The organism is Vibrio sp. AK197, from assembly GCF_053903115.1.
Genome location: NZ_CP096430.1, coordinates 1,045,188 through 1,064,546, shown reverse-complemented (window position 1 = coordinate 1,064,546; position 19,359 = coordinate 1,045,188). Strand labels below are relative to the sequence as shown.

At 45.7% G+C, this 19,359-nt stretch carries 18 protein-coding genes; 6 read left to right on the top strand and 12 right to left on the bottom strand.

Annotated elements, in window-relative coordinates:
- Nucleotides 1-126: 126 nt before the first annotated feature.
- On the top strand, nt 127-591 hold the full coding sequence (locus M1D72_RS12235) for a NifB/NifX family molybdenum-iron cluster-binding protein (protein WP_456297031.1): 465 nt from the start codon (nt 127-129) through the stop codon (nt 589-591).
- A complete protein-coding gene (locus tag M1D72_RS12230) occupies nt 576-1,019 on the top strand; it encodes a PaaI family thioesterase (RefSeq protein ID WP_456297030.1) in 444 nt (147 codons plus the stop codon). Before M1D72_RS12235 ends, M1D72_RS12230 begins: the two co-directional genes overlap by 16 nt.
- On the opposite strand, the gene M1D72_RS12225 is transcribed toward M1D72_RS12230, so the two are convergent.
- The 4 genes from M1D72_RS12225 to M1D72_RS12210 form a co-directional block, all read right to left on the bottom strand.
- Complete coding sequence (locus tag M1D72_RS12225; RefSeq protein ID WP_390190670.1) at nt 1,002-1,772, bottom strand: amino acid ABC transporter ATP-binding protein; 771 nt, start codon at nt 1,770-1,772, stop codon at nt 1,002-1,004. The two genes, M1D72_RS12230 and M1D72_RS12225, sit on opposite strands and share 18 nt — an antisense overlap.
- Nucleotides 1,765-2,430: an amino acid ABC transporter permease gene (locus tag M1D72_RS12220; RefSeq protein WP_456297029.1), complete on the bottom strand. Its 666-nt coding sequence runs from the start codon at nt 2,428-2,430 to the stop codon at nt 1,765-1,767. The genes M1D72_RS12225 and M1D72_RS12220 overlap by 8 nt, the downstream gene beginning before the upstream one ends.
- A gap of 67 nt (nt 2,431-2,497) precedes the next feature.
- Entirely contained in the window at nt 2,498-3,136 is a 639-nt protein-coding gene (locus tag M1D72_RS12215; RefSeq protein WP_456297028.1) for an amino acid ABC transporter permease, read from the bottom strand.
- 93 nt (nt 3,137-3,229) lie between these two features.
- Nucleotides 3,230-4,096, bottom strand: a complete 867-nt coding sequence (locus tag M1D72_RS12210) for a transporter substrate-binding domain-containing protein (RefSeq protein WP_456297027.1) — start codon at nt 4,094-4,096, stop codon at nt 3,230-3,232.
- A 202-nt stretch (nt 4,097-4,298) separates the two neighbouring features.
- Between M1D72_RS12210 and pdxR the strand changes: the two genes are divergently transcribed.
- On the top strand, nt 4,299-5,816 hold the full coding sequence (gene pdxR, locus M1D72_RS12205) for a MocR-like pyridoxine biosynthesis transcription factor PdxR (RefSeq protein ID WP_456297026.1): 1,518 nt from the start codon (nt 4,299-4,301) through the stop codon (nt 5,814-5,816).
- A 68-nt stretch (nt 5,817-5,884) separates the two neighbouring features.
- On the opposite strand, the gene M1D72_RS12200 is transcribed toward pdxR, so the two are convergent.
- Nucleotides 5,885-7,210 (bottom strand): aspartate aminotransferase family protein, encoded by a 1,326-nt coding sequence (locus M1D72_RS12200; protein ID WP_390190678.1) that lies wholly within the window; start codon nt 7,208-7,210, stop codon nt 5,885-5,887.
- A 438-nt stretch (nt 7,211-7,648) separates the two neighbouring features.
- On the opposite strand from M1D72_RS12200, the gene M1D72_RS12195 reads away from it, so the two are divergent.
- Complete coding sequence (locus M1D72_RS12195; protein WP_390190679.1) at nt 7,649-8,410, top strand: SDR family NAD(P)-dependent oxidoreductase; 762 nt, start codon at nt 7,649-7,651, stop codon at nt 8,408-8,410.
- 186 nt (nt 8,411-8,596) lie between these two features.
- Here M1D72_RS12195 and M1D72_RS12190 read toward each other — a convergent pair whose 3' ends face one another.
- Together M1D72_RS12190 and M1D72_RS12185 are read right to left on the bottom strand one after the other, a co-directional pair.
- Complete coding sequence (locus M1D72_RS12190; RefSeq protein ID WP_456297025.1) at nt 8,597-11,380, bottom strand: glycoside hydrolase family 3 protein; 2,784 nt, start codon at nt 11,378-11,380, stop codon at nt 8,597-8,599.
- Nucleotides 11,370-11,612, bottom strand: coding sequence for a hypothetical protein (locus M1D72_RS12185; protein WP_456297024.1), 243 nt, complete (start codon nt 11,610-11,612; stop codon nt 11,370-11,372). The genes M1D72_RS12190 and M1D72_RS12185 overlap by 11 nt, the downstream gene beginning before the upstream one ends.
- A 609-nt stretch (nt 11,613-12,221) precedes the next feature.
- On the opposite strand from M1D72_RS12185, the gene M1D72_RS12180 reads away from it, so the two are divergent.
- Complete coding sequence (locus tag M1D72_RS12180) at nt 12,222-13,460, top strand: glycosyl hydrolase (RefSeq protein WP_456297023.1); 1,239 nt, start codon at nt 12,222-12,224, stop codon at nt 13,458-13,460.
- A 128-nt stretch (nt 13,461-13,588) separates the two neighbouring features.
- Here M1D72_RS12180 and M1D72_RS12175 read toward each other — a convergent pair whose 3' ends face one another.
- The 3 genes from M1D72_RS12175 to M1D72_RS12165 form a co-directional block, all read right to left on the bottom strand.
- Nucleotides 13,589-14,953, bottom strand: coding sequence for a cellulase family glycosylhydrolase (locus M1D72_RS12175; protein ID WP_456297022.1), 1,365 nt, complete (start codon nt 14,951-14,953; stop codon nt 13,589-13,591).
- 389 nt (nt 14,954-15,342) lie between these two features.
- Nucleotides 15,343-16,212 (bottom strand): aldo/keto reductase, encoded by an 870-nt coding sequence (locus M1D72_RS12170; RefSeq protein ID WP_390190687.1) that lies wholly within the window; start codon nt 16,210-16,212, stop codon nt 15,343-15,345.
- A 476-nt stretch (nt 16,213-16,688) separates the two neighbouring features.
- Entirely contained in the window at nt 16,689-16,844 is a 156-nt protein-coding gene (locus M1D72_RS12165; protein ID WP_456297021.1) for a hypothetical protein, read from the bottom strand.
- 42 nt (nt 16,845-16,886) lie between these two features.
- Between M1D72_RS12165 and M1D72_RS12160 the strand changes: the two genes are divergently transcribed.
- Entirely contained in the window at nt 16,887-18,425 is a 1,539-nt protein-coding gene (locus M1D72_RS12160; protein WP_456297020.1) for an alpha/beta hydrolase-fold protein, read from the top strand.
- A 14-nt stretch (nt 18,426-18,439) separates the two neighbouring features.
- On the opposite strand, the gene M1D72_RS12155 is transcribed toward M1D72_RS12160, so the two are convergent.
- Both M1D72_RS12155 and M1D72_RS12150 read right to left on the bottom strand, forming a co-directional pair.
- Nucleotides 18,440-19,105, bottom strand: coding sequence for a helix-turn-helix transcriptional regulator (locus M1D72_RS12155; protein WP_456297019.1), 666 nt, complete (start codon nt 19,103-19,105; stop codon nt 18,440-18,442).
- On the bottom strand, nt 19,077-19,277 hold the full coding sequence (locus M1D72_RS12150; protein WP_390190694.1) for a hypothetical protein: 201 nt from the start codon (nt 19,275-19,277) through the stop codon (nt 19,077-19,079). Before M1D72_RS12150 ends, M1D72_RS12155 begins: the two co-directional genes overlap by 29 nt.
- Nucleotides 19,278-19,359 lie beyond the last annotated feature (82 nt).

Here is a 19,359-nt window from a genome sequence, read left to right as displayed (position 1 = left end):
TTCAGTTTCGCTTGACCCAAGTCAAATGGACGGCATTTAACCTAATTTGCGCCACTCTCAATTATTGGCATATGCTATAAATGAGCATATATTTAGCATATGCCAATAAAGTTTATGGAGATATCTATGCGCATTGCCTTACCACTACAGGATTCCAACTTAGCCAGTCACTTTACCAAAGCGTCTTACTTTGCAATCTACGATGAGTTTGGTGACCTCATCACTCAATTTGACAACCCCGCTATTGAGTCTGGCTGCAGCGGCAAACATCAACTGGTCGAACGGTTCACCGAATACAAAGTGGCGACGATACTGGTGAAAAATATTGGGGAGAGAATGCTTGGAAAATTGCTTGAAAATGGTATCAACATTAAACAGGTAAACCAGCGAAACCAGGCGATTTCAGAGTTATTAAATCAGCTTGCCCACTACCCTGTACTCAGTGAACGCTCACAGGGAAGACCATCCATTCAGTATCAAACAAAGCAAAGCCAAGGTGAGTGTTGCAGTCATACCGCTTCATCTAGCTGTCACCGTCAGTCATGCGAGGCCCATCACCACCAAGGAAAGCATGGATGCGATCATCATTAGAGCAAGATAACGCAATGCTTAAGCTGCATGAGCATTGCTTTGCATGCAGCTTAAGCAATCCGTGGGGCTTGGCCGTTGAGTTTAGCCTGAATGAACAAAGCGGTGTTGTCTCCGGCGAGTTTATCGTTGCAAAGCATCATCAAGGTTACAATGGCTTACTCCATGGCGGGTTAGCCAGTACGTTGCTCGATGCCGCCATGACGCACTGCTTGCTGCGTCGGCAACTCCCTGCCTTCACGGCAGAGCTCAACACGCGCTACCACTCGCCCATTATGGTTGGTGATCGAATCGCCATTCGTGGCGAACTCATAGAAAAAAGGCGAAGCGTTTACTTTATGTCAGCAAGCCTTGAGGTAGACCAACATATTGCGGTTTCCGCCAGCGCGAAGTTCATGCCTATCCGTTCAAGCTTACTCACTAATATTTAAAAACTGACGAACTCTTGGCGAATCTGGGTTGGTGAAAAATTTCTCTGGATCACTCTTTTCAATCAAGATGCCTTTTTCCAAAAACACCACTTGATCCGAGACCATTCGAGCAAACTCCATCTCATGCGTCACCACCACCATGGTATAGCCCTCTTTCGACAAGGTTTGCATCACCGTCAACACTTCTTCCACCAGCTCAGGGTCTAAAGCCGAGGTCGGCTCATCAAATAAAATGACTTCTGGCTCCATAGCCAAAGAGCGAGCAATGGCGACGCGTTGTTTTTGACCACCAGACAGCATATTGGGATAGACATTGAGCTTGTGGGACATTCCCACTTTCTCTAATTGCTTCTCGGCGATGGTTCTCGCCTCCGCTTTTGCCATCTTCTTCACATGGACTAGAGATTCCATTACATTTTGTAGCACGGTTAAATGTGGCCACAAATTGAAGCTTTGAAAAACCATACCGATGCGTTCTCGCAGCTTGGCAAGCTCTTTATGTTTAAGGGGTTTATTGGTCAATGGGTTTTTATCAATACGGTCTTCCCCTAGATAAATCACGCCACGCTCAGGTTGCTCAAGCCAATTCATGCAGCGTAATAAGGTCGACTTCCCAGAGCCAGAAGACCCTAGAATACTCACGACTTCACCCTTTTTAATCGTGAGATTAATATCGCGTAGAACTTCAATACCGTCGAACTGCTTCGACAAACGATCGATTTTAATAATGTGCTCGGGGGATGGATTAAGCATGACTCAGCCCTCTTCGTTCAACTTTGATCATTAAGTAATGAGATAACCGCTCAATGGCAATACTAATCAGCCAATATAAGCCAATCGCAATCACAAAGGCTTTGAGTGGGATGAAGTACATTGACTGCACACTATTGGCCGCCGCCGTAATATCAAGCACCGTAATGATGCTCAAAAAGGCGGTATCTTTGAGGCAGATAATCAGTTGGTTGGCCATCAAAGGAACCGACTTTAGAAACACGTTCGGCATGATGATGCGAGTAAACGTTTTGTAGCGCGTAAAGCCGCATGCCTGCGCGGCTTCCACCAAACCATGCTCTAACCCATTGCGCGACCCTCGAAATATCTCACAAAAATACGCGCCGTGATAAAGGCTGAGTGACACAAAACCCACGGTCATCGCTTCCATACGGATACCCAGTTGAGGTAAACCGTAATACAGTAAATACGCCAAAATCAAAAACGGTAACGCGCGCATCATGTTAATCACCGCACGTAACGTCGCACTGATGCCTCGCTGCGTATTTTCAAGAAGATACAGTAAACCAACGCCCAAGATAATCGCGATGGTCGATGACACTAAAAACAGCGATGCCGTGCTAGTAAACCCTGAGAGAAAGACCTCTTTTTGCTGCCAAATTATTTCCCACTCTGACATAGTTCATCCTTGTTTTTCAGCCAGTTCGCACGTTCATCCTGCTTTCGAACGCCGAGACTCACCGACGTTATTTCAGGTATTGGACCTTACGCTCAGCGTAAGTCTGTGCTTTCACCAGCAAACCGATGATCAACATATAGATAACCGCTGCGCATAAGATTGGCGTGAGCGGCTCATACGTTACCGCCGAAATACGGTTGGTAACACGAGTTAAATCGACGACACCAATCACCGCGATTGCAGGGCTGCCTTTGATCAAAAACGACATCTCATTAATCAGAGCAGGCAAACTCACCATCACCATTTGTGGAAACATAATGCGGCGAAAATACGTAAACCGTCGCATCCCCATCGCTTCTGCAGCTTCAAGTTGACCGCGTGAGAAGTTTAAAAACGCGTTACGCCAAATTTCAGCGTTAAACGCAGCAGTATTAAGCGTGAGCGCTAAAATCGCAGAAAGATTTTTATCCAGTTGAATGCCAAATGAAGGAAAAGACAGGAAAATAAACAGTGCGAGCGTTACCAAAGGGGTCGCCCGAGCCCAACTGACATACACTCCTAATAGCGAGTCAATCACAGGTAGCTTTAGCATTCGTACGATCGCAATCACCAACCCAATTGAAACGCCTAGCGCTATCGACACCAGAGAAATCCAAGCCGTTGCCCAGGCCCCTTCAGCTAACTGTATCCATGCGTAAGAATCCATATTCTTTGACCATCCTTGGTAGGTGTTATCTCTGTACACTCCTAAGCACCGCTCGATGGGCAACCACAGCGATTACCCATCAAGCGATTGACGTTATTTCACCGCCGTAAGTTGATGGTACTGCTTCACAGAGATGATGGCTTCTGTTGGCAGTTGGTCAAACGATTCACCAAACCACTTCTGTTGCAGCTGCGCCATACGCCCGGTGTCTTTTAAGTGTTGGAAGAATCCGGTCAGAAACTCAAGCAGCTCTGTGTTGCCTTTCGGTACAGGCCAGCTGACAAACCCTGGCCCTGAAACCGCCAATCCTTTTTTAAACACATTAGGTTTCGATTTCACAATCTCATTGACGGACACCACGCTATTGATCACGTAATCAACGCGGCCATTGGCCAAATCTGCATACGCTTCTGGGTAAGATTGGTATTGCACCACTTTCCCCAGTGACTTGCCCTGCTCTTCAAGCATGGTTTTCAGCTCCGGCAAACGTTCAAGTAATGCACTCCCCGCTTGCAAACCGACCGTTTTTCCGTCCAAATCAGCGATGGTTTTGATGCTGTCGTCGCCAGCTCTGGTGACAAAAAAGTGCTGCGCCGAGGCAACCGGTGGCGTGAAATCAAAGCTGTTTAGGCGACCATCGGTAATGATGGCTCCCGTCAAAGCAATATCATATTGACCCGCAGACACAGCGGCTAACAGCCCAGTCCAAGGCAAGATCTCCTGCTTGACGTCAAACTCAGCGTATTGGCGTAGCTCTTCCAGCAAATCCTTATTGATGCCTTCAGGCTGACCTTTTGCAATGAAGTTAAAGGGGGAATAGTTGTCCTCAGTGGCAACGGTCATAAACCCTTTCTGTTCTATCTCGGCTAAATTTTCGGCTTGAGCCAAGCCAGACAAGCTCACGACTGCTGTTGCAGTTAATGACATCACCCATTTCTTGATCGTAAGTTTGCGTTGCATAGTCTTATCCTTTGACTGATGAATAACAGGTTTTACTTTAGAGACCCGCCGAAAAACTGCGTAGAGCCAATTTAAATTACTCGATGGGACAGCTTTACCACTCATGTTTATGGAAGCTATTGAAATGGCGTGCTTTATGCATTTGTTTGTATGCAATTTGCCACATCACGGATAGATAAACGCAAAGGGAGCACTAAGGGAAATGACGATCAATCACAACTGCTTTATTGAATTTGATGATAAACGCAGCCTTCAAGAGCAAGTAAGAGAGTACCTTGTCAAAGCCATTCTTGATGGCATTTTTCCTCCAGACCAAGCGCTTCCCTCATGCCGAAAACTGTCCAGCCAATTAAAGGTTTCTCGCAATACTGTCTCACTGGTTTATGAAAGCTTGCTTGATAATGGCTATCTCATCAGTAAACCGCGCAGCGGTTACTACTTGGCAGAAAAGTATCACGACGCAAATCATCCATTTGACTCACATCTTGTCCCACAAGATTTCAAACAAGAAACTCCCCACACCGTATCATCAGGCGCACCAAATTGGGGCGAAAAATTAAAAATACACACCAGCCAATATCAGAGGGTGGTGAAACCATCCCATTGGAGTGGCTACCAATACCCATTTATTTATGGTCAGCCCTATATTAACGACTTCCCATTGAGTCAGTGGCGAGAAGCCTCACGTAAAGTGATGGCTGACCCCCATGATCACCGTTGGTTGTGTGACAAAGTAGATAAAGACGATGAGCAGTTAATCGAGCAAATTCGCACTCGCGTTTTGCCCCAGCGGGGCATTCACGTCAGTAGCGATGAAATTATGATTACACTTGGCTCACAAAATGCGCTGTTTATGTTGGCGCAACTACTCATGGACAAGCAATCCCGAGTTGGCGTTGAAAACCCAGGGTATAAAGAGGCCAATAACATTTTTGACCTCGCCGGTGCGGTACTTCATCCGCATCAAGTCGATACCGATGGCATGATGCTTAACCCCCTTTCTCGGCTTTGTGACTATTTTTATGTCACGCCGAGCCATCAAGCGCCTACCGGTGTCACCATGAGCGATCAACGACGTCATCAGTTACTGCAACGGGCACAGCAACAAGACGCGATCATTATTGAAGATGACTACGATTCTGAGAGTAACTTTGAGCCGCATCCTAAAGCGGCGCTTAAAGCTCTGGATAAAAACAACCGAGTGATATACGTCAGCAGTTTTTCTAAGCTGCTGGCACCTGGTCTTCGTCTTGGGTACATCGTTGCCCCAGAAGAGCTTATCTATGAACTTCGGTCTCTGCGTCGTCTTATGTATCGCCATCCACCGAGCCGCGTGCAAATGGAGATGACCCACTTTATCACTCAAGGTTACTATGACAGCTATCTACGTAAGTTTCGTGAACAAACTCGTCAGCGTTGGCAGTTGATCGACCAAGCGGCGCAGCGCTATATTCCGCACTGCCAGCGCTTAGCCAAAAAAGAGCTTGCGAATGCGCTGTGGTTACAAACACCACAAGGTATGAATAGCCAACATCTGGCCTCACGCGCTGCGCAATTTGGCGTGTTAATTGAAACTGGATACTCCCACTTTATGCCTGACCCAGATAACAGCTTATCGGTGCATCCTAACCACTACTTTCGCTTAGGCTTTCACGCCATTGATAAAGATCTCATTGAACCCGGAATCGCTCAATTAGCCAAAGCCATGGCGCAGGAATAACGCCTTGCCGATCAAAAACGCCCAAGATCCAAACGTGAATCTTGGGCGTCGAGTTCCCCCATCGTCGGTTAGTCGATCAGAGTTAAACACTCTTCAATGATCGCCACACCTCGCTCTATTTCGTCAGCGCGTATCACCAAAGGGGGCACCACGTGAAGGCGATTATTGACAATAAACGACAGCAGCCCCTTCTCAATCAAACTTGTCTTAAGCTTGGCCATCTTGCTATCACACAGAGGCTCCCGGCTTTCAGCATCTTCAACTAATTCCAAAGCCCAGAACATACCTAAGCCGCGAATCTCACCTATCACCGAATGCTGCTCTTTGAGTTTTAATAACATCGGGCCAAGAACTTGATTTCCCACTCGGTCGGCATGGCCAATAATGCCTTCTTCTTCCATCGCATCAATCGCTGCAACTATCGTTGCCATGGCCAGTGGGTGCCCAGAATAGGTCAAACCGCCCATAAACATATGATGTTTGAAATACTCCACGATGTCACTGTTGACCAGCACACCACCTACTGGCACGTAACCTGAGTTCACACCTTTGGCAAAAGTGACTAAATCCGGTACAACGTCAAAATGCTCAAAGGCAAACCAACGGCCTGTACGCCCAAAGCCCATCATCACTTCATCAAAGATCAGTTGAATACCATACTTCGTCGCCAATTCACGTACGCCTTGCAGATAGCCTTTGGGCGGGATCAACAACCCAGCTGTTCCGGGAATGGTTTCCAAGATGATGGCCGCAATCGTGTGAGAACCTTCGCATTCAATAGTGCGTTTAAGATGCGAAAGAGCTCGCTGGCACTCTTCCTCCTCCGTGTTGGCATCAAATTCAGTGCGGTAAAGATAAGGATTAAAGAAATGCACATGACCACGACTGTACTCATTTGGCATGCGACGAAAGTCACCGGTGGCCGCGATCGCCGTACCGGTATTGCCATGATAAGAACGGTAAGCAGAAAGCACTTTGTCACGTCCAGTAAACTGTCTCGCCATTCGAATCGCATTTTCATTGGCATCCGCACCCGCGTTGGTAAAGAACACCTTGGTAAATTTATCAGGGGCATGGGACAAAATACGCTGCGCAGCGAGGCCTCGTGTGTAGTTCGCCGTTGCTGGCGCAACCGTCACCAGAGTTTCAGCCTGCGCTTTTAATGCATCAATCACTTTAGGATGTTGATGGCCAATGTTGGTATTCACTAATTGGCTACTAAAATCGATATATTCTTTACCTTCAAAATCCCACATTATTGACCCAAGTCCACCCGCAATCACCACCGGTTGTGCTGACTCTTGGATCGACCATGAATGGAAGACTGATTTATCCAAATCAATCACATCTTGGTTAAGAATCGGTTTGATGCCACTTTGCGATAACTCGCCCATATTGCTCTCCTTGAATAACTCTAAAACCGTCAGTGCAAAGCTGATAGCGCCATCTTGACGATAAACAACCTCAAGGTGATAGAGTCAGTTTGAGAAAAGCGATGTGTCAGCTTATCTGACTCATGACCAAGCGGGAACTGGCTCTATGGGGAGATAACGCGGGTCGATTAAAGTACCCCTATTTCCATCTGCTCATCGACACTTATCACTTGCGTTGATTGGCCGTTTTAGCGCCAGCCTATTGATTTCATTAATAGGTTTACTTTGTTTAACAGCAATTAATATGCAAATATGGGCGTTATGTACTGACTGCGATCTCTGCTACTTTGGTCATCCTAGAGAAACGGCGGCAGTGATCGAATTTCCCCTTTCACCACTGATGAATACGCTTATCGCTGCGGCATCAGTGCGTATAGATTTGATAGATAGAAGGAACTTATGATGAAGAACAACATCGCTTTTATTACTGGTGCGACCTCAGGCTTTGGTCGAGCGGCTGCGCGTCGCTTTGCTCAAGATGGTTGGTCATTGGTTCTATCAGGGCGCCGTATGGAGCGTCTTATCGAACTTAAAGAAGAGCTGACTGATGTCCCGGTGCATATCATTCAGCTGGACGTACGTGATGAAGAGGCTGTACAACAAGCGGTTGCAGAGTTACCTGCTGAGTTTGCCCAAGTCAAACTTCTGCTCAATAACGCAGGCCTCGCGCTCGCGCCTCAAGGTGCCCCGCAGGTTGAGCTCAAAGATTGGCACACGATGATTGATACCAACATCAAAGGGTTGGTGAATGTTACTCACGCACTGTTGCCACGTTTAATTGAAACCGGAGCTGGCGCCACGATTCTGAACGTCGGTTCGATTGCTGGTCAATGGCCCTATCCTGGCAGCCATGTCTACGGTGCGAGTAAGGCCTTTGTCAAACAGTTCAGCTATAACCTGCGCTGTGATTTGCAAGGCACTGGCGTTCGCGTCACCGACCTTGCCCCTGGCATTGCTGAAACCGAGTTCACTTTGGTTCGCACCAAAGGTGACCAACAGGCCTCAGACAACCTGTACAACGGCACCACACCGCTCAGTGCCGAAGATATCGCTGAGCAGATGTTTTATATCGCCACGCTGCCGGATCACATCAACATCAACCGTGTTGAAGTCATGCCAACACGTCAAGCATGGTCTGCTTTTGCGATTGACCGTGATTAATCCTCGAAACACTTTGGGGATCTGAACTTGCGACTTTCGCCAGTGTTACAGCAAACTTAACTACATAAAACCTAGTTACAGCAAACCCAAAGCGCAGCTCACTACGAATAAAAAAGCCTAACTCATTAAGAGTTAGGCTTTTTGGTTTCCTACATGTTCGACTCAAATAAACATCGAGCCAAAAGGTTAAAAGAAGTAGGATTCCGATTTAGCGACTTTAACCGCATCTTGAACCGGTTTCGCGAGCGGGTTGGAATCACTGGTTCTCATCACAATTTCATGCTTGGCATGCATCGTTTTACGCAGCAACATGTTCTGAGCACTATCGCCAATCAAGATCTTATAATTACCTTTGTCGACGTCCCAGCTATCGGTTTTTTGCACGTAGTGAGCAAACGAGCGAGCATTGAGCGCAATCGTCACTTGCTTGGTTTCGCCAGCCTCTAAATACACTTTATCAAAACCTTTCAACTCACGCTTAGGACGTTCAACCTGAGCATTCTTAGGAGCGATGTATAACTGAGGTACCGCGTATCCAGCTCTTGTTCCGGTGTTGGTCACTGAAAACGTCGCATACATGGTGCCTTCTTTCACGTTACGGTCACTAAGCGTCAAACCCGAATAGTTAAAGTCAGTGTATGAGAGGCCGAAACCGAATGGATACAATGGTTTATGCTTACTCTCTAGATAACCTCGATAACCCAAGAATAACCCTTCTGAGTAAGTCATTGAGGTTTTTGCATCATCACCGACGTACGCATCACGATCATGATATGACGGGTAGCTTGGGTTAAATTTGAACTTTTTATCCAACGAAATGGGTAATCGACCCGATGGATTCACATCACCGTACAGGATTTCAGCCAGCGCTTGACCACCAAATTGACCGCTATAGAAAGCATGCAATACACCCGCCGCTTTCTTGTTCCATGGCATCATATTCATGCCACCGCCGCCGTGCATCACAACCACCGTATTGGCATTGGCTTTGGTCAGTTTTTTCAACATAACTTGCTGCTGATCCGGCAAGTCGTAGCTTGGATCCATACCTTCGCCTTCGTACTCATAGTTACGACCGACAACCGCGATAACCGCATCATATTGATCAATATCTTGAGGTGGATTTAACGCCGCCCAACTGAACTGAAGCCCATTCAAACCGCCAAGGTCAACTTGGAAACGGTTCTGACGCTGGTACTCAACTCGAACGTTGTAAAGCTTACCGGCTTTTAGGCGCGGTGTTTTAACGGTCACAGGCACCGCATTCGGTACATCTTGAGCGCGAGGGACGCCGTCACTTTCCATCATCAACTGATCATCAAGGAACACTTTAAATGCACCATCAGCCCGGACTTTAAGTACTTGTGGCCCCGTGGTAACCGGACGAATTGAACCGACAACGCGAACGGAAAACGCACCGTTTTGTGGGTTAATCTCAGTCAGCTGGCGTGAGCCATCAGCGGCATCTTCAGGAACGGCGCTACAATCAATACCCGTTGCCTCAAAACCCGCTTGTGTACAAGGGTTTGTCACGTCATTGGTCATCGTTGCCCAATTGAAGTTGACGCCAAGTTCACGACGAATCAGGCTTGGAGTACCAGCAAAATCGTTATTGTTGTAATATTCAACCGTCACACCGGGGGCACAATCAGTATCATCGCTCATACAAGAAGGCTGCAGGAACTGCACTTTGCTCGGATTCAGCGACATGCTATCAATAAAGGTCACATTGTCAGGATTTACGTTGAGCTGTTTTAATCCTGCCAGTTCTGAAACATAACCATTTTTCGCATCTGAGTTGGCTGTACCAAACGGCGAACTTGGTGCTTGTTGCGCCGCATTACCAACGACCGCGATCCGCGCAGATTTATCCAAAGGTAAAATTTGCCCTTGGTAACGAGAGTGGTTTTTCAGCAATACAATACCTTCTCGCGCGGTTTGCAGCGCCGCTTCTTGCCCATATTCTGGGTGATCAAGCGATTGAGCGTAGAAGGTTCTTTCATCAAACCCATAACGCACTAAGGCGCGTAAATTACGCTTCACTTTGTCATCAATCACATCTTGATGCAGTTGACCGCTATTAACGTAAGGTTGAAGTTCATTCTCGGTGAATTTGAGACCCGATGGCATATCGAGATCCGTCCCCGCCCATGCACCTTCAAAACTATTTTTTACTGAGTTGAAGTCGGACAATACAAAACCCTGATAGCCCCATTCACCTTTGACGATATCGGTAATGACATGGTGGTTCTCACAGGCGTAATCACCATTCACTTTGTTAAACCCGCACATCAACGCAGCAATATCAGCGTTTTTAACCAAAGACTCAAAAGGAACGAGATACATTTCACGCAAAGTGCGTTCATCTACCCGCACATCTAGGTTTTGTCTGTTTGCATCCTGCTCATTGGCTACCAAGTGTTTCGCACCCGCCTGAACACCTTGAACTTGAATACCGTTGGTGATCGCAGGCGCCATAACCGAACATAAATAAGGATCTTCACCACACACCGACTCTGCCGCGCGGCCATTAAGCGGCGTACGATATAAATTCACCACAGGTGATAGCAATTGCTCACCACCAGCTATCCGCGTTTCATACCCGAGCGCTTTACCCAACTGCTTAGCACGCTGAATATTCCATGTGGCAGCCAGCATCGTTTGCGAAGGGTAACTAGCACCAAAAATTTCCTTATTGACATATACGCCCATCGTCGAGTCATAAGCAACCGTGCCTTCAATACCGAAGCGATGATTCGTCGGAATCATGTGCCCGTCATCAACGCGGATAAATTGATATTTTTCCGATTGGGACATGTTATCGAGAATCGAACTCACTTTCGCTTCAACATCTGCCCAAGAGCGCCCCTGATAATAACCGGAAGACTCTTGGGAAGATGCTGCAGAAACGGAAGCAGTTAATAGACTCAAAGCGGCGACGCTACCGCTTAACACCAACTTATTTGTCATTGTTTCCCTCCACTTTTACGTTTATCGCATCGCTGTGCTTTGATTCTACTTGAAGCAAAGTTTGGCGCTCTCCCTGCGACTGATTGCGATTAATATATTCACTGGCGTGTGTTATTTGCTCTTTGTTTTGCTCATATTGCTTGCGAGCATCGATTGTATTTTGTTCATTGCTAGTTGCAGCCTGAGAAATATAGGGCGACATCCCCAACAACGCAGTACTTAATACAGACAAAGATAAAGAAAACCTAGTCACTTTGTTACCTCAATTGCGTCATTTTAAAACATGATAAACTTTAAAAATAACTCATTCTAAATAATGAGCTGTTTATTATGCTATATCGAGATGGTAGGTAATTGACAGTGGTAAAACATTAACCACTCCGCTGTTCAAATTAGCAACAAGCCCGCACTAAATTAAAATAAACCTCAATAAAAACATAAAGTTAAAACCAAGCAACCTCAGAATAAATATGAAACAAAACCCATAAAATTAATAACAAAATCAATAAGAAAGGGATTTTATTGGCTCAAATCGACACTAAACTTTCTAAAAATTGACATTAATTTTACAAACAAAGGCTGATAAATAATAAATCAGATCAAAATATCAGGATTATTATCAGCAATAAGCCCCATTGACAGATTAATTAAAAAGCGTGCTCAAACCTTATAACTAAAAAGTGGTCATCCATCACACGTGTTATAGGCAATACAAATTTAGATTTCGATCCAAAAATTGATCACCAATCCTGAACAAAACGTCAAATATAAAGTTTGCTTACACCACCATCACATAACAAAAAAGCATCATGCTATAACAGTACATTTAATGTAGGTAATAATGAAAATATTAACTTATTTAGTACTGATGATCAGCGTGGCTTTTGTCCATATCACACCGGCTTATAGCCAGACAATTAAACGCGGCATCGCCACAACACAGCTATTTGAAGAAGATTTGAGCATCATGAAACATCGAATTTCATGGTGGTATAACTGGAGTAGCGAACCGACGTATATCAAAGATCGCGCGCCAAGTAACCAAGGGGTTGAATTTGTTCCTATGGCGCTGAACGGCGATTTCAATGAAGCATGGTTAAGAAACTACCTCGATGGACATCCAAGTGTGCAATATCTACTGGGGTTTAATGAGCCAAACTTTGTCGATCAAGCTAACTTAACGCCCCAGCAAGCCGCTGATTTATGGCCTCGACTTGAAACGATCGCCAGCGATTATGGCTTACAACTTGTCAGCCCCGCCGTGAACTACAGCCCTGGTGACGTTGATATTCCCAACACCGACGATGATGGTAACCCATTTGAATATCTCGATGCTTTCTTTGAAGCGTGCTCAGATTGCCAAGTTGATTACATCGCCGTTCATGCTTATATGGCTGACCCTGACGCACTCAAACAGTATATTAATCACTTTTATCAGCGTTATGGTAAGCCGGTATGGATAACAGAATGGAATTTCGATGCTCCAGGGCAAACTGAAACCTTAGAGCAGCAAATGGATTACATGGCTGATATCGTACGCTGGATGGATAATAGCCAACAAGTCTTTCGATACGCATGGTTTGTCGGGCGTAGCACTCACAGTTCATCGGCTTGGCCCTATGTTGATCTGCTGGATGCGCCCGGTTATTGGTCAACGTTAGGAAAGCTATATCAAGGTATTCAACATCACGATGACTACACCCTGCTGCCCAGTGTATTACAAGCTGAATATGCTCGCTCACTACGAGGTTTTAAGCATCGTGTAAGCTCAACGGGCCCTGTGGTTGAAACCCAGCTATTTTCTGATATTCAAGCGACCAAAAAGCAGCTCACATTCCAAATTAATACCGAACATTCAGAAGATTACTCTCTACTCTTTAGTTACTCTGGCAAAGAGTATTCAGAAATCACGGTATCAGTCGATGGAGAGCAACAAATGACGATCCCACTGTGGGCGACGGGTTGCTCATATTACTGGACGCAGCGCCAATCTCGCCTCTTTCTACCGGCGGGGCTTCACTCCTTGAGCATAGACATCACCGTCGGCAATCCGAACTTTGATTGGTTCACGCTTTATTAGCATGTTGATTGTTGGCCACAAATAAGGCTTGTACTCCGCAAGTCGCCACCAAGAGAAGCGCCGAAGCGAATATAGCAACAACCACGAAAAAGCCGCGACTTGCGCGGCTTTATTACGTCAATTGAAGCTTACTGACACACATCCCCAGTCACGGCGGAAGCATCACCGTTTCCGTTGCCAATAAAGCCGACTTCAACGCTTTGCTCAGGCGCAATGGTCGCGTTCCATACTAAATTACTCGCGTGATATGAACCAGATAAGTTTGAGCCCCAACTCTGTGTAATGGTTGTGCCGTCGCCGTAAGACCAGTTTACATTCCAGCCATTGATCGGGTTGTTTCCATGGTTGGTAATACGAATGGCGCCTTGGAAACCTCCTGGCCAACTGGACGTAATCACGTGCTCACAAGTGACGGAGCTCGGCGTATTCGAGCCGCTGTCATCATTTGAGCCGGAATCTGAAGAGCCATCATTCGATGAATCTTCCCCTGTGTCTGCGCCAGTATCATCATCGCCGGCTTCAACTTCAGTTCCCCAGTTGGCAATAATGTTCTTGACGTAACTCCCTGACGCGGTGAGGTCACTGGCTGACCAATTACCTTGCGGATTAACCCCAGGCTTGATGATTGACGCGCCTTCATTTTTGTCGCTCACCGCCCAGTTGAGGTTGGTGATGTTGTTGGTTTTTAAGAACTCAACCCACTGATCAACGCTGTTTTGTGCCACGCCGCCATTTCCGTCAGCATTCACCGCGCCCCACTCCGTCACCATCAACGGAATACCATTATTAAGGGCCGTTGCCGCTTTATCACGCAAAAATTGACCATGCGTACCCGCATAGAAATGCAGAGAATACGCGATGTTTGTTCCGCTGATAGGATCTTGCGAGGCGACATCAACGTCTTGTGACCAGTTTGGCGTACCCACAACAATCAAGTTATCAGGGTCAATGGCACGAATAGCCGAGATCACATCTTGAGCGTACGGCTTAATGACGTTTGACCAACTCACCGCCAGTGGTTCATTATAAATCTCATAGATAACGTTGTTATTATCACCATAGCGGGTTGCCATCTGCTCAAAAAATGCGATAGCTGAGGCTTTTTTATCTTCGCCATGGTGGGTATGAAAATCGATAATCACATACATATCATTTTCAATCGCCGCATCAATCACCGTGTATGCGCGCGCTAAGTTACCATTAGGATCTTCGAGGTAAGAACCGTTGTTATCAGCGCCAATCGCAACTCGAACAATGGAAGACTTCCAATCATCCTTTAGCCACTTCACCACATTGGCGTTGTACATTTTCTCCTGTTCCCATCCTGTATTACTCCAGAAAAAGCTGTTACCAGCAAAACTGGTGACTTCACCACCACTAAGAATCTGATTCCCACTGACGCTGAGTGCTGGAACACTCGCCATGGCGCTGCCAGCCATCATTGAAACGGCAAGCGCTAATGACTTCATAGTTCGTTGATTTAGTGTCTTCATTCCTTTTACCTATTTGTGTTTTCTTTGCGATTAATTTATAGATACACCATATGCTATAAATTTCTTATAAAAGATTGACAACACAAATAATTAGAATGAATGAAACCAAATGCCCAGAGAAACAAACAATGATTGGGAGCAAAAATTCAGTTTAACTAAAACTGACAAATTGCTTGTTGAAAAGCGTGAATATCATCGCTCTCTGACATTGCTGATATAGTTGTTTTAATTGACAAAAATGATGATTATTTCAGCATTTCATTACCAAGGTGGAAAACTAAAACTGAGTTGAGTGGTTCTGATAAAGGAAAATAGAGAAGAGGTCGATCGCCCCTAGGCTTAGCTAGGGGCGAAAGAGATTTGATCAACGCATCAAATCAACAGCAAGGTTATTCGTGAATTTTAACGCTGAGGCAACCACGAACAAACTCTGGGTCAAAGTGCTTAACCGCTGGGCCTACGTAGCCTAGATCTAGAGAGGTGATCTGTTCCATCTCTTCATCCGTTAAAGAGAAGTCCCAAATCGCATAGTTTTCTTCAATTCGATGCTGTTTGGTTGACTTAGGAATTACAGTCACACCGCGTTGTACGTTCCAACGAAGAATCACTTGCGCCACACTTTTACCATGTGCTGCGGCAATGCCTTGAAGCATTTCATCTTCAAAAGGTTGATAACGACCGCCACCCAGTGGCGCCCATGCTTCCGGTTGAACGTTATAGTGCTTCATGGTCTCAAGCGCAGCAGGCTGAGCAAAGTAAGGATGCAATTCTACTTGGTTAACCATTGGAGTAATTCTGACGGTTTCACAGAAATTCGCCAATACATGCGCATAGAAGTTTGAGACACCAATCGCTTTAAGTTTGCCTTCTTCGTAAGCATCCTCAAGAGCACGCCACGCACTGAAGTAATCTTTCATCGCTTGGTGCAATAGGTAAAGATCAAAATACTCTAATCCTGATTTTTTCAAAGATGCATCAATCGCCGCTTTGGCCATATCGTAATTAGCCATATCTTGCACCCAGAGTTTTGACGTAATAAACAACTCTTCACGAGTACAAAGCCCCTCTTCAATCGCTTCACGTACAGCTTCACCAACGGCATCTTCGTTGCCATACACTGCCGCGGTATCAATTAGACGGTAACCAGTGCGAATCGCTGCAAGGACGGATTCTTTACACTCTTCTTTGTCGGTTACCTGAAAAACACCAAAGCCAGCCATAGGCATCTTAAGGTTGTTGCTTAATGCTGTATATTCCATAGAAGAATATCTCCGTAATAATAGTGAATTGGATATCGACCAAAAATGGGGTAACTAAGCGTCATTCCTATGCGGGGGTAAGCGGCTAGAATGACGTTTTCATCTTCACCGATATCACGATAAATAAGATCCTGTGTTTGTTTTTTGTTATCAGGAGTAAGGAGCTAAACGCATTCATTGAGTTTAGTCAATAAATTCGAGAAAAATATAAGTTTTCTTAATTGAAAAACAGGTTAATTTTTAACAGAACCATCGAGATTCAAGGGCGCTTTCCTCGTGCTAACTTACACGAATTTTTTCGTGCCACAGTGCCGTAAACTCGGTCTCTGCCACCTGTGAGGTCCACTAATGTCAGAGTGACCAACACAATAACCGCGTGCTCAACGCTTATTGAATTGAGCATTTGTGTCGTATAGATCTAAATGAGTCGGTCTCTTATCGCGAGAAACTGCCGTCTGGTATTCAACAAGCAATACCTAGTGTGGCTTGGCCTGAGCCATGTCGTCTTCGATAGCAATCGATGCCGAAGGTTTTGTCGTCGATAGGCCCCAAACGGCAGTTATCAATGACAACCATCGGTATTTTCTTGATAATGGCGGCTCTTTGGATAAACGCACCACTTTCTGACTCACGGTTTGTTCTGTGATAGCTCTTATTGGATAACGGCGGTAGAAATGCATCAACACTTCACGATCACAACGCATTCTCAATGGAAACAATACATCGATGCTCCTAGCTATTTCCGTGGGTCGATTGTGAGTGATAACCCTATCCAAGCGATTTACGTCACTGATAGTTCCGGCAGTACGGTTCGCCAATTAATACAAAATGGTGAACAAGAAGCTGAAGTTTTTTTGTATCTTGACCATGCTGATCATTATATCTTTCATCTCGTACCGCAGCCTGAAGTCCACACTTGTGTGACCATTGCCTTGCACGCAGTACCACTCAAAAATGACCAATACCTATCTCCCAAGCACACGATCATTAGCCCACTACTGTTTCGTACCGCGCAGCGGATCGCCCAACATGATGCCATCGCCGAGACAACGTTTTGGACCCTGATGGATAAACGTGGCACCCCACTAATTGAAGAAAGCGATGGCAATAACACCATTGTCACGTTTCTCTATCAAGGTGACACCTCGACGAAAAATGTGCTGGTTTTGGGAGCGCCATATGATGGCCAAGTACAATTGGCACAAATTCCAAATAGTAATATCTGGTTTAAGAGTTATGAGATACCAAATAGCAGCCGCTTTTCATACCGCATTGCGGTGAATGTACCTCAGCTAGCCGACAATAATTGGACGGAGCAGTATCTCGCGGCCTTTTCGACCATTAAGGTTGACCCCAAAAACCACCAGCCTCAATTTAACCACGGTGACGCTTTGTTTGGCTCTGCGTCGACATTAGCCTTATCCCAAGCCCCCAGTGATTCGACAATTGAAGAACATCGCGCCCCCAAAGGCAGCGTCAAAGAGCTTCAATACTACAGTCAGCAGTTAAATAATACTCGCACTGTGCATTTGTATCAGCCACACACTAAATACCCCCTCGATGCAAGCTCACCGTTGCTGATTTCATTTGATGGCAGTGAATATCTCAGTAAAGTACCGACTCCTGTCATTTTGGATAACTTAATTGCACAGGGGCGAATTCCACCGATGCGGGCCGTGTTTATCGATACGCCAAGCCCCAAGTTGCGCGCTCAAGAACTGACGCCCAATGCCGCGTTTGCCAACTTCCTCGCCACCGAATTTAAACCATGGCTGTGCGAAAGCCTTAATATCCGCCCGGATGCGAAAAATACGATTTTGTCCGGCTCAAGCTTTGGCGGCTTAGCCTCGTTATACATCGCGTATAAATACCCCGAACAGTTTGGCAAAGTGCTTAGCCAGTCTGGGTCTTTTTGGTGGGCGCCACAAACGTCACCTCAAGCAGCCACCAAACCGGAGCACTGGTTTGCGGATATCATCATACAAGAGCCGACACAGCCGATAGACATCTACATGAATGCAGGTCTATTTGAAATAAAGCCAAAATCTTATGAAATTCTTGAAACCAATCGAAAACTGTTCAGCGCGCTGAAAACACGCGGCTACCGAGTCACGTTTGAAGAAGTGGCGTGCGGACATGACTATTTTAGCTGGCGGGTAACTCTGGCTCACGGACTGACCGCCCTATTCAACCACCCACAGTATCAAACTTAAAACTTACACCAACGTTACAACGCTTTAGATTGGAACTTGCCTGGCGTTTCACCAAACCGCTGACGAAACGCTTCAATATAGGCGCTGACGTTGCTGTAGCCGCTACGTTCTGCCACTTCAGCAATCGTTAAACCTTCTTGAATCAACTTTAACGATGTAATGATTTTCGATTGCTGACGCCATTGACTGAATGTCATCCCCGTCTGTTTAATAAAAATGCGACTTAAGGTTCGAACACTGACTCCCCAGTGAGAGGCTAACTGTTCTTGGGTTAACTCGCTTGATGGGCATTTCATTAGTTGATCGGCAATATTGCGAGCCCGGCGGTCTAACGGTAACGGTAACCCTAGAGGGAGTTCTTCTAAACTCGCGATCTCATAGCCTAACAGCGCCACTAAATGCGACATATAAGTTGATGGATAACTCTCGTCACCAAGTTCGCTAGATTTTTGCAGTAGTGCGCCAAGAAACGTATTCATCCCATAGACACCTGGCTCATCTGGAAATCCGTCCGCTACGGTGAACCAATGAGCGCCCAACTTACCATCAATTACAGTTTTTAAACTGAGTGAATCAGCACCAAAAAAATCCCCTAGAGAACACAATGTCGCTAGGGGATTTTTATCAAAGTGACGTAAACCAGTGTCGATATTACTTTTTGTTAATATACCGTTCTGCATTCGCAAATAGCTTATCACATACTTTTTTCTGCATAAGATACTCTGAAGAGCCTTCTTCCATTGAATCAAGAACTTCTTTCGCTTTATGGTACTCTGCTACCATAAGAGCAAATCGCTCTTCAAAGTTATTTTTTTGTATTTTTTTATTCGATTTTCTTACTGGTTTTCTCATTTCTATCTGAACCTTATACGCAGTTTTTTCTTGTGCTCAAAAATATACCCGCCCTTTCCTTCACTCTTACTCAAGAGATGTA

Bases quoted from the DNA above. Each gene is read 5' to 3' on its own strand.
- M1D72_RS12235 (WP_456297031.1), top strand. From the start codon at position 127: ATGCGCATTGCCTTACCACTACAGGATTCCAACTTAGCCAGTCACTTT.
- M1D72_RS12230 (WP_456297030.1), top strand. From the start codon at position 576: ATGCGATCATCATTAGAGCAAGATAACGCAATGCTTAAGCTGCATGAG.
- M1D72_RS12225 (WP_390190670.1), bottom strand. From the start codon at position 1,772: ATGCTTAATCCATCCCCCGAGCACATTATTAAAATCGATCGTTTGTCG.
- M1D72_RS12220 (WP_456297029.1), bottom strand. From the start codon at position 2,430: ATGTCAGAGTGGGAAATAATTTGGCAGCAAAAAGAGGTCTTTCTCTCA.
- M1D72_RS12215 (WP_456297028.1), bottom strand. From the start codon at position 3,136: ATGGATTCTTACGCATGGATACAGTTAGCTGAAGGGGCCTGGGCAACG.
- M1D72_RS12210 (WP_456297027.1), bottom strand. From the start codon at position 4,096: ATGCAACGCAAACTTACGATCAAGAAATGGGTGATGTCATTAACTGCA.
- pdxR (WP_456297026.1), top strand. From the start codon at position 4,299: ATGACGATCAATCACAACTGCTTTATTGAATTTGATGATAAACGCAGC.
- M1D72_RS12200 (WP_390190678.1), bottom strand. From the start codon at position 7,210: ATGGGCGAGTTATCGCAAAGTGGCATCAAACCGATTCTTAACCAAGAT.
- M1D72_RS12195 (WP_390190679.1), top strand. From the start codon at position 7,649: ATGATGAAGAACAACATCGCTTTTATTACTGGTGCGACCTCAGGCTTT.
- M1D72_RS12190 (WP_456297025.1), bottom strand. From the start codon at position 11,380: ATGACAAATAAGTTGGTGTTAAGCGGTAGCGTCGCCGCTTTGAGTCTA.
- M1D72_RS12180 (WP_456297023.1), top strand. From the start codon at position 12,222: ATGAAAATATTAACTTATTTAGTACTGATGATCAGCGTGGCTTTTGTC.
- M1D72_RS12175 (WP_456297022.1), bottom strand. From the start codon at position 14,953: ATGAAGACACTAAATCAACGAACTATGAAGTCATTAGCGCTTGCCGTT.
- M1D72_RS12170 (WP_390190687.1), bottom strand. From the start codon at position 16,212: ATGGAATATACAGCATTAAGCAACAACCTTAAGATGCCTATGGCTGGC.
- M1D72_RS12160 (WP_456297020.1), top strand. From the start codon at position 16,887: ATGCATCAACACTTCACGATCACAACGCATTCTCAATGGAAACAATAC.
- M1D72_RS12155 (WP_456297019.1), bottom strand. From the start codon at position 19,105: ATGCAGAACGGTATATTAACAAAAAGTAATATCGACACTGGTTTACGT.
- M1D72_RS12150 (WP_390190694.1), bottom strand. From the start codon at position 19,277: ATGAGAAAACCAGTAAGAAAATCGAATAAAAAAATACAAAAAAATAAC.